The 14,766-nt window shown below is 67.5% G+C and carries 12 protein-coding genes; 7 read left to right on the forward strand and 5 right to left on the reverse strand.

Annotated elements, in window-relative coordinates:
- Nucleotides 1-28: 28 nt before the first annotated feature.
- On the reverse strand, nucleotides 29-1,426 hold the full coding sequence (locus QZM35_RS15395) for an aspartate aminotransferase family protein (RefSeq protein ID WP_301776283.1): 1,398 nt from the start codon (nucleotides 1,424-1,426) through the stop codon (nucleotides 29-31).
- Between the two features lie 57 nt (nucleotides 1,427-1,483).
- Nucleotides 1,484-2,875, reverse strand: a complete 1,392-nt coding sequence (locus QZM35_RS15400) for an APC family permease (protein WP_089433885.1) — start codon at nucleotides 2,873-2,875, stop codon at nucleotides 1,484-1,486.
- A gap of 251 nt (nucleotides 2,876-3,126) precedes the next feature.
- On the opposite strand from QZM35_RS15400, the gene QZM35_RS15405 reads away from it, so the two are divergent.
- The 5 genes from QZM35_RS15405 to QZM35_RS15425 all read left to right on the forward strand — a co-directional run bounded on the left by QZM35_RS15405 (nucleotide 3,127) and on the right by QZM35_RS15425 (nucleotide 8,295).
- Nucleotides 3,127-4,221: an AraC family transcriptional regulator gene (locus tag QZM35_RS15405; protein WP_301776284.1), complete on the forward strand. Its 1,095-nt coding sequence runs from the start codon at nucleotides 3,127-3,129 to the stop codon at nucleotides 4,219-4,221.
- A 613-nt stretch (nucleotides 4,222-4,834) separates the two neighbouring features.
- A complete protein-coding gene (locus QZM35_RS15410; RefSeq protein ID WP_301776285.1) occupies nucleotides 4,835-5,551 on the forward strand; it encodes an ABC transporter permease in 717 nt (238 codons plus the stop codon).
- On the forward strand, nucleotides 5,548-6,459 hold the full coding sequence (locus QZM35_RS15415; RefSeq protein ID WP_174975264.1) for a glycine betaine ABC transporter substrate-binding protein: 912 nt from the start codon (nucleotides 5,548-5,550) through the stop codon (nucleotides 6,457-6,459). The genes QZM35_RS15410 and QZM35_RS15415 overlap by 4 nt, the downstream gene beginning before the upstream one ends.
- Nucleotides 6,460-6,469: 10 nt before the next feature.
- Nucleotides 6,470-7,123, forward strand: a complete 654-nt coding sequence (locus QZM35_RS15420; protein ID WP_089429930.1) for an ABC transporter permease — start codon at nucleotides 6,470-6,472, stop codon at nucleotides 7,121-7,123.
- Nucleotides 7,120-8,295 carry an ABC transporter ATP-binding protein gene (locus tag QZM35_RS15425; RefSeq protein ID WP_226205161.1) on the forward strand — a complete coding sequence of 392 codons (1,176 nt, stop codon included), beginning with the start codon at nucleotides 7,120-7,122 and terminating at the stop codon, nucleotides 8,293-8,295. The genes QZM35_RS15420 and QZM35_RS15425 overlap by 4 nt, the downstream gene beginning before the upstream one ends.
- 162 nt (nucleotides 8,296-8,457) lie before the next feature.
- Here the strand turns inward: QZM35_RS15425 and QZM35_RS15430 are convergent, their stop codons facing one another.
- Nucleotides 8,458-8,856 carry a surface-adhesin E family protein gene (locus QZM35_RS15430; RefSeq protein WP_301776286.1) on the reverse strand — a complete coding sequence of 133 codons (399 nt, stop codon included), beginning with the start codon at nucleotides 8,854-8,856 and terminating at the stop codon, nucleotides 8,458-8,460.
- 358 nt (nucleotides 8,857-9,214) lie between these two features.
- Here QZM35_RS15430 and QZM35_RS15435 point away from each other — a divergent pair, with 358 nt between their 5' ends.
- Nucleotides 9,215-11,650: a PEP-utilizing enzyme gene (locus tag QZM35_RS15435; protein WP_301776287.1), complete on the forward strand. Its 2,436-nt coding sequence runs from the start codon at nucleotides 9,215-9,217 to the stop codon at nucleotides 11,648-11,650.
- Nucleotides 11,651-11,694: 44 nt separating this feature from the next.
- On the opposite strand, the gene QZM35_RS15440 is transcribed toward QZM35_RS15435, so the two are convergent.
- The gene (locus QZM35_RS15440; protein WP_089433891.1) at nucleotides 11,695-12,069 is read right to left on the reverse strand and encodes a sugar ABC transporter ATPase; all 375 of its coding nucleotides are present in this window, start codon (nucleotides 12,067-12,069) and stop codon (nucleotides 11,695-11,697) included.
- Between the two features lie 267 nt (nucleotides 12,070-12,336).
- On the opposite strand from QZM35_RS15440, the gene QZM35_RS15445 reads away from it, so the two are divergent.
- Nucleotides 12,337-13,317 carry a helix-turn-helix domain-containing GNAT family N-acetyltransferase gene (locus QZM35_RS15445; protein ID WP_301776288.1) on the forward strand — a complete coding sequence of 327 codons (981 nt, stop codon included), beginning with the start codon at nucleotides 12,337-12,339 and terminating at the stop codon, nucleotides 13,315-13,317.
- Nucleotides 13,318-13,623: 306 nt separating this feature from the next.
- Here the strand turns inward: QZM35_RS15445 and QZM35_RS15450 are convergent, their stop codons facing one another.
- Nucleotides 13,624-14,694, reverse strand: coding sequence for a substrate-binding domain-containing protein (locus tag QZM35_RS15450; protein WP_089433893.1), 1,071 nt, complete (start codon nucleotides 14,692-14,694; stop codon nucleotides 13,624-13,626).
- Nucleotides 14,695-14,766 lie beyond the last annotated feature (72 nt).

Raw genomic sequence — 14,766 nt, forward strand, 5'->3', positions numbered from 1 at the left:
AATGCTCCCGAAATGAAGGCCGCCGCGCTCAGCGCGTCGCCCGTGCATAGGTGTCGACGAGGATGTCGCGGATCTTCGCGACGAACCACACGATCTCGTCGCGCGACATCACGAGCGGCGGCGAGAACTGCACGATCGGCGTGCCTTCGTGATCGACGCCCGCGCGGCACAGCAGCCCTGCGTCGAAGATCGCGGGCGCGAGCAGCGTCGACACGAACGCCTGCGCGCTGATGCCGGCTGCCCAGCGGCGCGCGGCCTTGTCGGTCACGAGTTCGAGCGAATAGTGATAGCCGTCGCCGCGCACGTCGCCGACGCACGGCAGTTCGAGCAGGCCGTCGAGCGTCTGGCGGAACACCGCTTCGTTGCTGCGGACATTCTCCAGCACGCCTTCGCGCGCCATGATCGCGAGGTTCGCGAGCGCGGCCGTGCACGCGACCGGGTGGCCGCCGTAGGTCGCGCCGTGCAGGAACATCTGCTGCGGGCCGTCGAGCACCGTGTCGACCACCGCGTCGCTCGCGATCACGCCGCCGAGCGGCACGTAGCCCGACGCGATGCCTTTCGCGAACGTGATGATGTCCGGCTTCAGCCCGTAGCGCGCGGAGCCGAAATATTCGCCGAGCCGGCCGAACCCGCAGATCACTTCGTCGGCGACGAGCAGCACGCCGTGCCGGTCGCAGATGTCGCGCAACCCGGCCGCATAGCCGGCCGGCGGCGTCAGGCTGCCGCCCGCGTTCTGCAGCGGCTCGACGACGATCGCGGCGACGGTATCCGGCCCTTCCTGCACGATCAGCGATTCGATCTCGTCGAGCAGGTGGCGCGTGAACTGCGCTTCCGTCTCGCCCGCCGGGCGGCCGTAGCGCTTCGTGTTGCCCACGTGCCGCACGCCCGACATCAGCGGCTCGAAATGCTTGCGGAAGTTCGTCATCCCGTTCAGCGCGAGCGCGCCGAACGACGTGCCGTGATACGCGACGCGCCGCGCGATGAACTTGCGCCGCTGCGGCTCGCCGCGCGACTGGTGATACTGGCGCACCAGCTTGATCGCCGATTCGTTCGACTCCGAGCCGCTCGACGTGAAGAACACGCGGTTCAGCCCTTCCGGCGCGAGCGCCGCGAGCTTGTGCGCAAGCTTGATCGCCGGCTCGTGGCCCACCCCCCAGTTGGTCGCGAACGGCAGCCGCACCATCTGCTCGCGGATCGCGTCGCCGATTTCCGCGCCGTGGCTGTAGCCGACCTGCACGCAGTACAGCCCGGCCAGCCCGTCGAAGTAGCGCTTGCCGTTGCGGTCGACGAGCCAGCAGCCCTCGCCGCGGTCGAACACGGTGAGCGCGTGGTCGCGATACGCATCGGCGTGCGTGAAATGCATCAGCAGGTGGCGTTTGCCGATGGCCTGCAGGTCCGCATCGAGATTGACGTCAACAGCGTTCATGGATGATTCCTCCTTCAGGGTTTCAGAGCCGGCGGCCGGCAGTCGGCCACCGGTCATTCAATTCATCGACAGCGTCGGCGCCGGGCGCGTGAAGCCGCGCGTGAGCCACACGAGCTGGCAGAGTCCGAGCACGAGCCAGCCGGTGCCGACGTAGAACGTCTGGCGCGACAGGCCCGACCAGAGCCACACGTTCATCGCGAAGCCGATCGCCGGCATCACGCCGAACGTGATCCAGCCCGCGAAGCGGCGATGCTCGGGCCGGCACAGATAGCTGCGCATCACGCACAGGTTCACCACCGCGAACGCGACGAGCGCACCGAAGCTGATCATCGTCGACGCGAGATCGAGCGTGATGAACAGCGCGGACAGCGACACGATGCCGACCGCGAGCGTCGCGCGCACCGGCGTGCGCAACCGCGCATGCAGGTGGCCGAAGACGCGTTCGGGCAGCACGCGGTCGCGGCCCATCGCGAACAGCACGCGCGTCACGCTCGCCTGGCCCGCCATCGCGCTCGCGAAACAGCCGGCCACGTACACCGCGACGAAGAACGCCGACAGCGTGCCGCCGCCGATGCGCCGCATCAGGTCGAGGCTGGCCGAATCGAGATCCTTGAATGCGTGCCAGTCGGGAAACACCACTTGCCCGACGTACGCGACCAGCATGAACAGCACGCCGCTCGCCAGCGTGCAGAGCAGGATCGCGCGCGGCACCGTGCGCTTCGGCTCGCGCGTTTCCTCCGACAGCGTGGTGACCGCGTCGAAGCCGAGGAACGACAGGCACAGGATCGCGGAGCCGGCGAAGATCGCCCGCGCATCGCCCGACGACGGCAGCGCGACGGCCATCGACAGCCCTTCGCCCGACGCGACCCGCGCGGAAGCGATGAAGAAGATCGCGATGAACACGAGCTGGCTCGCGATCAGGATCAGGTTCACGCGATTGACGAGCCGGATGCCGACGATGTTCAGCCCGGTGATCAACACGATGCTGCCGACGATCCACACGCCGGCCGGCACACCCGGGAAAATCTGTTTCATGTAAATGCCGATCGCGAGGTAGCTGATCATCGGGATGAACAGGTAGTCCATCAGCAACGCCCAGCCGACCATGAAGCCGGCCGACGTGCCGAAGTTGCGGCTCGCGAACGTATAGGCCGACCCGGCGCTCGGCATCAGCCGCGCCATGTGGCCGTAGCTGCGCGCGGTGAACAGCATCGCCACCAGCGTGACCGCATACGCGGCGGTCAGGTGCCCGTTCGTCTCGCTCGTGACGATCCCGTAAGTCGTGAACACCGTCATCGGCAGCATGTACGCGAGGCCGAAGATCACCAGCGTCGCGAGCCCGAGCAGGTGCGGCTTGCGGTGTTGGTCCGCGTCGCCTCGCATCGCGTGCGCGCCGACGTCATGCATCGCGGCGGCTGATGCGTATCGACCTGGGCTGTCGTTGTCCATGCTGTCCTCACGTGGGTGGCGTTCACGGCTTCAACACTCGTTCGCCCGGCACGGCCGGCGGCGCACGACTGGGAGAAAGTGTGGTGCGCCAAAAAATCCGCCACGAATGAGAAAAGCGGACGTAATCAGGGGATATTTCCGGACACACCGCCGTGCGTCGCGCCGGCGAGCCATGCATGCTGCTGTGCGGCACTGGCGTTTTGCGGACATTCCGGCTATGTTCTACGCGACCCCGTCGCCCCTTCAGCACCATGAACAGTCGCCCCCATCCAGACCAGAGCCGGGCCGAGCGCAGCCTGCGCTCGTCGCTCGGCCTCGCACGCCCGGCCGGGCGCCAGGAGGACATTCCTGCCACCGTCCACGCGATCGCGGTCGCGCTGGACGAGTGCCGCGTGCGGCATATCGACGGCGCCGCGCTGCTCGAAGGCACGGGGCTCGGCGCGGACGAAGTCGCGTCGCCGAACCTGCACGTGAATCGCGGCCAGGAGCAGCGCTGCTTCCACAACCTGCTGCAGTGCAGCGGCGTGCCGTCGATCGGTCTGTCGATCGGCGCGCGGCTGCACGTGTCGACGCTCGGCCTCGCCGGCTACGCGATGCTGATCAGCGGCTCGGTGATGCAGGCGTTCCGGTGCATGGCCCAGTTTCCGCTGTTCATGGGGTTGTATTTCGATATACGTATCGATGCGCACGCGGATGGCATGAGCGTGACGATCAGCCGCTACAACGGCGAACCCGATCTCGAGGTGTTCCAGGTCGACATGTGCCTGTCCAGCCTGCGGCTGATCGTGTCCGATCTCGTCGCCAAGCCGGTCTGGCCCGAGCAGGTTCAGCTCGCGCGCCGCACGCCGCGCAATGCGGCCGACTACACGCGCCACTTCGGCTGCAAGGTCGTGTTCAATGCGGGCGACAACCGTCTCGTGTTCACGTCGGTGAACGGCACCGAGACGCCGCTGCTCGCGAACGAAGTCAGCTTCAACGCTTTGCATGGCCAGTGCGAGGCGCTCGAACGGCAGTGGGCCGCGTCGGTCGGCACGCGCTTCGCCGATCGCGCGAGGGAGCTGATGGCGCGCGACCTCGCGCGCTTCAAGTCGATGACGTCGCTCGCGGATGCACTGCACCTGACGGAGCGCACGCTGCGCCGGCGGCTCGACAAGGACGGTCTCACGTTTCAGTCGCTCCTCGACGACGTGCGCCGCGACGAAGCAGTGCGGATGCTCGACGATCCCGAGCTGACGGTCGCGGCCATCGCGGAACGTCTCGGCTACAGCGAGCCGCGCAGTTTCCGTCATGCGTATCGACGCTGGACCGGCAGGGCACCGCGCGCCGATCAGGACGGCAGCGAATAGGCCGGGCGCGCGTGGAGACATGGTGGTGCGTGACGGTCGGGTACGACGCTGGGGCGCTCGCGAAACCCGCTTCAAGTCGACGGCCTCGTCAATCGATTCGGAATTCGAATCATTTTTCAAACACCTGATCCTTCCCCGTTTCATCGCCACCGCACGATCGTCGGCACGCAATCCCGATCGCTCCCCAAGGTAGACGCGATCATTCGATTACTCTATACTCAGCCCAACTTCATCACAAAATGCATGATCTCGTGTGCAACGTGATGTCATTTCGCAATTCGTTGCGCATGCATCCGTTTCGCCACGTCAAGGGGGCCTCCGGCTCCAGCGGCAGGTGTCACGCCCGCCGCATCCATGCCGTCCTCACGGGGCGGTGCCCTGCTCGAACGCGCCTCGCCATGACGGCGCCGCCGGGCTGAACATGACAATCAGACGAACGCAGCATTGCGTTCACTCGACCGCCAGTCGCACCTCGTTGCGGCCGGCATGACTGTTTCCGTCAGTTCAAATCGCGGCCATGCCGGGATCACGAACTTCCATCGCGGCGCCATCCGGCGTCCACGCGGCGCGCGCCCGTGCGTGTGCCGCACCGAGATTGAGGGGGTGTATCTTCATGACTCGACGCACTGTCCAGCTAGTGGGCAGCCTGATCGCCATCGTCGCCATCGCCTGGGCGCTCGCCCGCGGCATCGGCGCCGACACATTCAGCCAGCACGCGGACGATCTCGCGTACTACGCGGGCCAGCACATGCTGCTGGTCGTCTATTCGATGGCGCTCGCGATCGCCGTGGGCGTGCCGGCCGGCGTGCTGCTGAGCCGGCCGCGCTTCCAGCATCAGGCCGAGCGCTTCATGCAGGTCTTCAACATCGGCAACACGATCCCGTCGCTCGCCGTGCTCGCCATCGCGCTCGGCATCTTCGGCATCGGCAGCGTGCCCGCGATCGTCGCGCTGTTCCTCGCATCGCTGCTGCCCATCACGCGCAATGCCTACGAAGGCATGAAGAACGTGCCGGCCGCGCTGCGCGAAGCCGCCAAGGGCATCGGCATGACGGGCTGGCAATCGCTCGTGCGCGTGGAGTTGCCCAATGCGCTGCCGATCATCGTCGGCGGCGTGCGCACCGCGCTCGCGATCAACGTCGGCACGGCCCCGCTCGCGTACCTGATCGGTGCGGACAGTCTCGGCTCGCTGATTTTCCCCGGCATCTATCTCGACAACCAGCCGCTGCTGCTGCTCGGCGCGTCACTCACCGCGATCCTCGCGCTCGTGCTGGACGGCCTCGTCGCGGCCGGCAGCCGCCATTGGCTCGCCCGCCACGGAGGTGCCGCATGACGCTCCACCGCACCATTCGATCGCTCGCGCGCCTGTGCGCCGTCGCCGCGTTGTGCGTGGCGGCGAGTGCACCGGCCTGCGCGGCGAAGCTCGTGCTGGGCGCGAAGAACTTCACCGAGCAATACGTGCTGGCGGAACTCACCGCGCAATACCTGCGCGCGCGCGGCTACGACGTGGAAGTCCGTTCGGGCCTCGGCAGCACGCTCGTGCGCAGCGCGCTGGAGAACGGCCAGTTCGATCTCATGTGGGATTACACGGGCACCGCTGCGCTCGTCTACAACAAGATCAACGACAAGCTGTCGCCCGACGAAATGTACCGGCGCGTCAAGGCACTCGACGTGCCGCGCGGGCTCGTCTGGCTCGACGCGTCGCCGCTCAACGACACCTACGCGATCGGCCTGCCCAGCCCGCTCGCGCAGGCCACCGGCATCCGGACCGTCTCGCAGCTCGCCGAGCACCTGAAGACCGATCCGGCCGCGAAGCACTACGTGTTCGGGATGGACGCCGAATTCGCGAATCGCCCCGACGGGCTGAAGCCGCTGCTCGCCGCCTACGGCATGCAGTTCAGCCGCGCGCAGCTCAAGCAGATGGACCCCGGGCTCGTCTATACAGCGCTGCACAACAACCAGCTGAAGATCGGCCTCGTCTACACGACCGACGGGCGCGTGAAGGGCTTCGGCATCGTGCCGCTCGAGGACGACAAGCACTTCTTCCCGCCGTACAACGCGACGCCCGTGGTGCGCAAGGGCACGCTCGATCGCAATCCGAAACTTGCGACGCAGCTCAACGCGCTGTCGGCCGCGCTCGACAACGACGTGATGCAGGCGATGGCCAAGGAGGTCGACCTCGACGGCAAGTCGCCGCGCGACGTCGCCGACGCGTTCCTGCGCACGCACAAGCTGCCCTGAAGGAGAACCGATGAGCGTATTCGACTATCTCGCGTCGAGCTGGCCCGAACTGCTGCAACTCACGTTGCAGCACATCTGGCTGGTCGGCATCGCCGTAGGCTGCGCGATCGTGGCCGGCGTGCCGCTCGGCATCCTCATCAATCGCCACGACTGGCTTGCCGGGCCGCTGCTCGGCGTCGCGACCATCGTGCTCACGCTGCCGTCCATCGCGCTGTTCGGCCTGATGATCCCGCTCTTCTCGCGCTTCGGCCAGGGGATCGGCGCCGCTCCCGCGATCACGGCCGTGTTCCTGTACTCGCTGCTGCCGATCATGCGCAACACGTACCTCGCGCTGCACAACGTCGATGCGGGCATCAAGGAAGCCGGCACCGGCATCGGCATGACGTCGTGGCAGCGCCTGCGGCTCGTCGACCTGCCGCTTGCGGTGCCGGTGATTCTCGCGGGCGTGCGCACCGCGGTCGTGATGAACATCGGCGTGATGACGATCGCCGCCGTGGTCGGCGCGGGCGGGCTCGGCACGCTGATCCTGCGCGCCATCGGCCAGAGCAGCATGATGAAACTGCTGGTGGGCGCGGTGCTCGTGAGCCTGCTCGCGATCGTCGCCGACCGGCTCCTGCAGAGGCTGCAGCGAGCATTGACACCGAAGGGAGTCCAGAAGACATGATCGAACTCGACAAACTGACCAAGACCTTCACGCGCAAGGACGGCCAGGCCGTGCGCGCCGTCGACGCCGTGAGCCTCTCGGTGGCCGAAGGGGAAATCTGCGTGTTCCTCGGCCCGTCGGGCTGCGGCAAGACCACCACGCTGAAGATGATCAACCGGCTGATCGCCCCCACGTCCGGCCGTGTGCTGATCAACGGCGAGGATACGGCGCAGCTGAACGAGGTCGACCTGCGGCGCCACATCGGCTACGTGATCCAGCAGATCGGGTTGTTCCCGAACATGACGATCGAGGAAAACATCACCGTCGTGCCGCGCCTGCTGGGCTGGGACAAGAAGCGCTGCGCCGAACGCGCGCGCGACCTGATGGCGATGGTCGCGCTCGATCCGAAGCTGTACCTGAAACGCTATCCGCGCGAACTGTCGGGCGGGCAGCAGCAGCGGATCGGCGTGATTCGCGCGCTGGCCGCCGATCCGCCCGTGCTGTTGATGGACGAGCCGTTCGGCGCGGTCGATCCGATCAATCGCGAATCGATCCAGAACGAGTTTTTCCAGATGCAGCGGCAACTGAACAAGACCGTGATCATGGTGAGCCACGATATCGACGAAGCGATCAAGCTGGGCGATCGCATCGCCGTGTTCCGGCGCGGCCAGCTCGTGCAATACGATCACCCCGACACGCTGCTCGCCCGCCCGCGCGACGAATTCGTCGCGCAGTTCGTGGGCCAGGACAGCACGCTCAAGCGCCTGCTGCTCGTGAAGGCCGGCGACGCCGCCACGCAGCCCGAAACGGCCCGGATCGATACGCCGCTCGCGCACGCGCTCGCCGTGATGGACGAAACCGACTGCCGCTACCTGACCGTGCTCGACGACGCGGGCCGCGCGCTCGGCTACGTGACGCGCCGCGCGGCGCGCACCGGCGGCGGCGTGTGCGGCGAGCGCGTGACGCCCTTCCCGGCCGGTGTCGCGGCGGACGACAACCTGCGCATCGTGCTGTCGAAGATGTACCAGTACAGCGCGTCGTGGATGCCGGTGCTCGACCCCGACGGCGCGTGGCTCGGCGAGATCACGCAGGACTCGATTGCCGCGTACCTCAGCTCGGGCCGCTCGCGCCGGCAGACGGGCCAGCCGCCCGGCAGCCCGGCCGATGCGGTCGCGGCAAGCGCCACGCACTGATTCGTCTCCGTGCCGGTGCAGCGTCGCACCGGCACGGGCAAGCGAATCGATACCGTGCGCGATGGAAAAAAACGCGCGGCCAGGCCCGGCGATCAAACGCCGCCTGACCCGCCTTCAACTGAAAACCGTCGAACCGGAACCGGCGAGCGGACGCCATTTCGATCATCCGTGTTTGCCGCAGACGTAATCCATGACCAGCGTCTGAATGGAGTCGCGCTCGACATACCGGTAATCATCCGAATTTTCGCGAGATACGTAGACCTCGCCCGGCTGCGCTCCGACCATGCTGGTCTTGCCCATCGCCCAGGTCTTGTTCTCGCAGTCGAACGACCAATCGGAAACGAGGCGCTTCACCGGAAACGGCGCCGAGTAACGGCGCGGCTCGGCATAAACGATCTTGACCGTCACCCACGAATTGAGCGGATAACGCTCGACGGAAGCGGGATCCACATAGAGCGCGATGGCCGGGCCGGGGCCAAGCGTGATCCAGCTCTCGGCCCATGCCCCGCTTGCGACGAGCGCAAGGAATGCACCCGCAATCCAGCGTCTTTTCATTTTCATTCCTCGAATCCGGCTCGGTGAATTCCGGCGGCCTGATTCTACTTTCTCCGGTTGCGTGACGTGCGCGATTCAAACCGGATCATTCACCGACTTCAAATCATTTCGCCCAATCGACATCCGGTCACACCTGTCGAGCGCATATAGAAAAATCCGCGCGACGAATGCATCGCGAATTGCATGAATTCGACTCGCGTAGAATGCCCGCAATAATCGAACATCAAGCCGAGCGGGCCGCCCTTCCATTCCACTCGCACCGGCGCAACGCGAACAAGACAACACGGACACGACCCGTGGCATCCGCAAACGGCGCCGCCCCGACCGCGCGCCCTTGCGACGATCGCCCGCCGACGAAGCCTCCATGAGCAAACCGATCCTGTACCTCCTCGCCGGTAACGGCAGCGCGGCCGACTGGTGGGACGATGCGCTGCCCCACTTCCGGCGTTACCAGCCGGTGCCGCTGGAACTGCCGGGGTTCGGCGACAACCCCGCGCCGCCCTGCGAGGATCTCGCCGCCTATGCGCAAGCGCTGCTCGACATGACCGAGCCGGGCCACGCGATCATGGCGGTCGGCGTGAACGCGCTGCTGGTGCTGCACGCGTTGCAGCGACGCCCCGGCCACTTCAGCCGCAGCGTGCTGCTCGCGCCCGTCGGCGCGTTCCTGTGGGAACGCCGCCTGCCGAAACTGATGGCGCCGAAGCCGCTGCGCAAGACCATCCACTGGCTGCTCGCGCACTACCCGACGCTGTTCGCCCGCAAGTTCTCGAACCTGACCTGGACACGCGCACAGTACCGCCGCATGGGCGCCGGCTATGCGCGCTGCCGTGCGTTCCTGCCGCACTGGGATCTCGTGCGCGCCGATACCGCGCTACCGCTGCTCGAGTGGGTCGCCGATCGCATCGAACTCGTATGGGGCGACCAGGACAACGTGCTCGGCGTGCGCCAGGCCGCCGCGTGGTCGGCGATTCTCGCGCGCGCCGACCTCACCGTCACGCTGCAGGCCGGCTGGGGACACTATCCGTGGATCGACGCGCCGGCGGCATTCGTGCACTGGCTCGAAGCGGGCGATGCCGGCTTCGTCGCGCATACCAAGGGCGGGCGTCTGGCGCTGGCGACGATGGCCGGCCTGCCCGTGCCGCCCGCGCTGTCGCTGACCCGCGCCGACGATCCGCGCCTGCCCGGCTTTCTCGCGAGCCAGCCCGATGCCGAGTGGGCGATCCGCTCGTCGAGCCACGGTGAAGACCAGGCCGATGCGGCCAACGCCGGCCTGCATACGACGTTCCTGCGCGTACCGGCAGCGCAGGCGGCCGCGCGTGTGGCGGAGCTGCTCGATGGCGGCCTCGAGGAAGCGGTCGTGCAGCGCTTCATCACGCCCGTGCTGTCGGGCATCGCGTTCGTGCGGCATCTGGCGGTCGAAGTCGAATGGGTGGAAGGCCACCTCGAAACGCTCGCCGACGGGCAGGCCAGCCCGCAACGCGCGATCCTGTCGCGGCTCGGTGAGCCGTGGCAGCGCGGTACGTTCCCCACCGCGTGCGGCCTGGGCGCGACGCAACTGTGGACCTTCCTGCAACGCGTGCTGCGCGCGTTCCACTACGTGCCGGGCGACGTCGAATGGGCGTGGGACGGCCGGCAGCTGTGGCTGCTGCAATACCGCCCGATCAGCAGCTACGGCTGGCATCGCCACCTGACCGCCGCGAACATCGCCGAGATCCTGCCGCCGCAGCCGAGCCGGCTGGTCGAGTACGCGCAACGACGCGCGGCCGGCAGCATCCCGGCGATCATGGCGCGCTGGGATGCACGCGTACTGCAGGACAACGAACCATTCACCGCGCTCTATGGCGGCGCGTCGTATATCAACAACGACCTGTTCCTCGCCCGCCTCGCCGACTGGGGCGTGTCGGCCGGCAACTACTCCGGCGAGATCGGCGGCGCGACGCCGCCGCTGCGCTGGCGCCCGCTGCGGCTGCTGCGTTCGCTGCCGGTGTTCTGGCGCATGCTGCGCGTCGCGCGCGGGCACCTGCCGACACTCGAACGCGGCTTGCAGCGCTTCGACCAGGAACTCGCGACGCTCGTCGAGCAGCACGCCGACGGCCAGCAACTGGCCGACTGGTTCACGCGCTTCTACGTGTTCGTCGTGCAGGGCAACCTGTGCATCGCGTCGTCGCTGGCCAGCAGCGGCGGCGCACTGTGGGGCCGTCCGCCGACCGCATACGGCCAGCTCGACGACAGCCCGCATCGCCTGCCGTGGGAAACCGATCCGGGCACCGCGCGACCCGCGCCCACCCGCCTGCCGCTGCAGGCGTTTCCTGACTGGCCGCTGCCGGTCCGCGTGCTCCACGCGCTCGGCGCGCCCGGCATGCGCGGCTGGTATCTGCAGGTCCGCGAGTGGTATCGCGACAACCTGATGCGCGTGTTCTTCCGCCTGCATCATGCGATGCCGGCCGCCGATCGCGACACGTGGTTCGCGCCGCATCCCGAGCGCCGCGAACGCAACGGCAGTTTCTGGCAGGACGGCAGCGAAGGCACCGACGAGGCGGCCGGCTTCATGATCTATCCGGGCCACACGCAAGGCGTGCTCGGCCACGACATCCTGCTGGAAGACACGCTCGACCCGGGCCGGCACGCGCAATATCAGGCCGCGCGCGCCGTGATCGCGCGCATGGGCGGCCGGCTGTCGCACGGCGCGACACTGCTGCGCGAACTGCGCAAGCCGTCGGCCGTGCTGCCGCGTGTCGATGCGGCGTGGATCGGGCGCGAGGTGCGGCTCAGCGACGGCCGGCTGACGCTGGTCGAATGAGCGCGGCGCGGTTGCCGTCCGCCTGAGCCTGAACTGCTTGCGGGTCAGCGCACCGGCGTGCGGACGACTCCGTCGACCTTCAGCGTGCGCCGGTCGTGCGCGGCTTCGTATTCGACCGTCTGCGCGGGCGTGACGGCGCCGTACGAACGGCCGTTCACATAGACGGTGCCGTCCCGCAGCTCGACCCGGTCGCCATTGACCGTCGCGGTGGCCCGTTCGCCCTGCAACACCGCGCCCGAGCAGCCGGCGGTCGAGAAGCTGCGTACCGACGTGCCCGGCATCGCGGCGATCCCGCCCGGGTCCGCCGCATGCGCCGCGCTGCACGGCGGCGCATCCATGCTGCCGGCCGCGTGGACCGCGCCGGCGCTGATGCCGCATCCGGCAAGCAACGCAATCGTCATCGGCTTCAGAGGGTTCATGGTGAGCTCCGTTGTCCGCCGCCGCGGATCGATGGCCAGCCGACGCCCGTGCGCGCATGGCAGGCAGGCCGGATGCACCCAGTATGCGTCCGCTTCGCGGCACGCCGCCATCCGCGTCAGTACCACTCGTCGCCGCCCTGGTTCACGCCGACACCGGCCTCTGGAAACATCTCCCACCGTGCAATCCGTCCCCATGAAAGTTCGCCTTGATCAAGTTGCGACCCGCAACTATTATTGATTGCGATCCGCAACCTTTCCAGGCCACCCATGGACCTCATCGACGCGCCCGCCAAGCCTCGCGAAGCCACGATCCTCGAGCTGCGCGACTTCTCCCGAAAACTGGTTCGCGAGCTCGGCTTCATGCGCGCGACGCTGGCCGACAGCGACTGGGCGCCTTCGGCCGTCCACGCGATCCTCGAGATCGGGATGGCGCCCGGCATCAACGCCCGCGATCTCGGCAACATCCTGCGGCTGGACAAATCGAACACGAGCCGGCAACTCGCGCGGCTCGAGGCGGCCGGTGTCGTCGAGCGGCGCGTGTCGAGCGACGATGCGCGCGCGATCGAGCTGTACCTGACCGCCGAAGGAAAAAAGCTCCAGAAGAGAATCGACACGTTCGCGACGGACCAGGTGTCGAATGCGCTGCGCCGCATGGTGCCCGCCGACCAGCAGGCGCTGCTGCGCTCGCTCGCGCTGTATGCCGATGCGCTCGCGCAAGACAACGCCGCGAAAGCGCCCGTCGCGGCACTCGACGCGCCGGCGATCCGCGAAGGTTACCAACCGGGCTGCATCGGCGATATCGCGGGCCTTCACGCGCGTTTTTATGCGGAACACTGGGGCTTCGGCGCCTTTTTCGAAAAGCGGGTGGCGACCGAACTGGCCGAATTCGCCGGTGCGCTGCCGGCCGACGGCAAGGCGCTTTGGCTATGCCAGGAAGACGGACGGACACTCGCGTCGCTCGCGATCGACGGCGACCCGGCAACGGGCGTCGCGCACCTGCGCTGGTTCATCGTGAACGACGCGCTGCGCGGGTCGGGCATCGGGCGCCGGCTCATGACGGAAGCCATGCGCTTCGTCGACGCGCAGCGGTTTCGCGAAACCTATCTGTGGACGTTCAAGGGGCTGGACTCGGCGCGCTATCTGTACGAGTCGTTCGGCTTCACGCTGACCGACGAATCCGCGGGCACGCATTGGGGAACCGAGGTGGTCGAGCAACGCTTCAGCCGGCCGGGGCCGTCGGGCGGTTGAGGGGCGACGGGACGGCTCCGTCGCGCTACCCCATCCCGAAGAGCGAATCGAAGACGTTCTTGATTTCTCGATGAAATAGACGAACGCGCAGGATAACCGCACTCGAGCGGCCACGCGACGCGTGGCCGGCGCATCACTTGATGCGCCGCACGCGCACGATGCCCCAGACGAGTATCGCGATAACGACGGCGAATACCGCACGCGTATCCGCATCCCGCGCACGCCGCTGCGACCGGGCGCGTGCGCGGTCACCTTCAGCGTCCGCGTCTCGAGAATGTGATCGTCGCGCGCTACGTGCCGAGGCGCTCAGTCGACTGCCGGAATCCATGCGGCAGTCGCCGCGTCGCTCGCGCGGAACGCCGGAAACTTCGCGGCGAGTTCGGCCACGGTATGAATGTCGTTCTTCACGAGATCGTCACGCGTGATCAGCGTCGGCTTCACCGCGATGCGCGCGCCCGGGTCCTGCCCTGCGACCAGCAGCGCGGCGGCCCGCACCGACACGGCGCCGACGACCGCCGGATTGGTCGCGGCCGTCGCGACCCACGCGCTGTTCGGCGCGCGGATGGCCTCGATGTCGGCCGTCGACACGTCCGCGCTGTAGATGCGGATTTTCGACGAGAGCCGGGCCTCGTCCGCCGCGAGCTTTGCGCCGCGCGCGAACTCGTCGTACGGCGCGAACACGACGCGAATGTCGGGATTCGCGCGATATACGGCCGCCGCCTGGTTCGCGACCGATTGCGCGATCGGATTGTCGACGGTGCCCCAGCGCGCCTTTTCCTGCACCTTCGGGTGCGCACGCTTGAAATCGCGCCACGCGGCATCGCGCCGGTCGAGCGGCGCGAATCCGGCCACGTACACGTACCCTGCCGCGAACGTGTCGCCGTTGTCCTTCACCGCCTGATTCAGCAGCAGGTTCGCCAGGTCGCGATCGTTCTGCTCGATCTGCGGCACCTTCGGATTGGCGAGATCGACGTCGAACGCGACAACCTTGATGCCTTTGTCCAGCGCGCGCTGAACGACGTCCTTCAGCGATTCCGGCAAGCCGTGATTGACGATGATCGCAGACACGCCGATGCTGATCGCCTGCTGAATCTGCTCGCGCTGCTCGGCCGCGTCCTGCCGGCCTTCGTAGATGCGCAGATCGACGCCGAGCGCCCGTGCCTGCTTCTGCGCGCCGGCTTCGTAGGCCTGGAAGAAATCGCCGGTCGACAGGTAGTTGACGAGCGCGATCTTCACGCCGCCCTTGTCGAACGGCGCAGGCGCCCCCTTGAGCGGACCGGCGTGGGCCGTGGGCACACCGAACACGAGCGCGGTGCCCAGCACGAGTGCACCGAGTTTCAGTTCGATACGCGACTTTCGGCGAAGCAACGAGCGCATGGCGTGTCTGTCTCCATATAGGACGATATCGGCTCAATCTATCAGCGCGCCACGCGAATTCAAACCGACCGA

It is taken from the genome of Burkholderia sp. AU45274 (assembly GCF_030482505.1).
Taxonomy (GTDB): domain Bacteria; phylum Pseudomonadota; class Gammaproteobacteria; order Burkholderiales; family Burkholderiaceae; genus Burkholderia.

What these genes read in the sequence shown, in the direction of transcription:
- QZM35_RS15395 (WP_301776283.1), bottom strand. Translation starts at nt 1,426, where the DNA reads ATGAACGCTGTTGACGTCAATCTCGATGCGGACCTGCAGGCCATCGGC.
- QZM35_RS15400 (WP_089433885.1), bottom strand. Translation starts at nt 2,875, where the DNA reads ATGGACAACGACAGCCCAGGTCGATACGCATCAGCCGCCGCGATGCAT.
- QZM35_RS15405 (WP_301776284.1), top strand. Translation starts at nt 3,127, where the DNA reads ATGAACAGTCGCCCCCATCCAGACCAGAGCCGGGCCGAGCGCAGCCTG.
- QZM35_RS15410 (WP_301776285.1), top strand. Translation starts at nt 4,835, where the DNA reads ATGACTCGACGCACTGTCCAGCTAGTGGGCAGCCTGATCGCCATCGTC.
- QZM35_RS15415 (WP_174975264.1), top strand. Translation starts at nt 5,548, where the DNA reads ATGACGCTCCACCGCACCATTCGATCGCTCGCGCGCCTGTGCGCCGTC.
- QZM35_RS15420 (WP_089429930.1), top strand. Translation starts at nt 6,470, where the DNA reads ATGAGCGTATTCGACTATCTCGCGTCGAGCTGGCCCGAACTGCTGCAA.
- QZM35_RS15425 (WP_226205161.1), top strand. Translation starts at nt 7,120, where the DNA reads ATGATCGAACTCGACAAACTGACCAAGACCTTCACGCGCAAGGACGGC.
- QZM35_RS15430 (WP_301776286.1), bottom strand. Translation starts at nt 8,856, where the DNA reads ATGAAAATGAAAAGACGCTGGATTGCGGGTGCATTCCTTGCGCTCGTC.
- QZM35_RS15435 (WP_301776287.1), top strand. Translation starts at nt 9,215, where the DNA reads ATGAGCAAACCGATCCTGTACCTCCTCGCCGGTAACGGCAGCGCGGCC.
- QZM35_RS15440 (WP_089433891.1), bottom strand. Translation starts at nt 12,069, where the DNA reads ATGAACCCTCTGAAGCCGATGACGATTGCGTTGCTTGCCGGATGCGGC.
- QZM35_RS15445 (WP_301776288.1), top strand. Translation starts at nt 12,337, where the DNA reads ATGGACCTCATCGACGCGCCCGCCAAGCCTCGCGAAGCCACGATCCTC.
- QZM35_RS15450 (WP_089433893.1), bottom strand. Translation starts at nt 14,694, where the DNA reads ATGCGCTCGTTGCTTCGCCGAAAGTCGCGTATCGAACTGAAACTCGGT.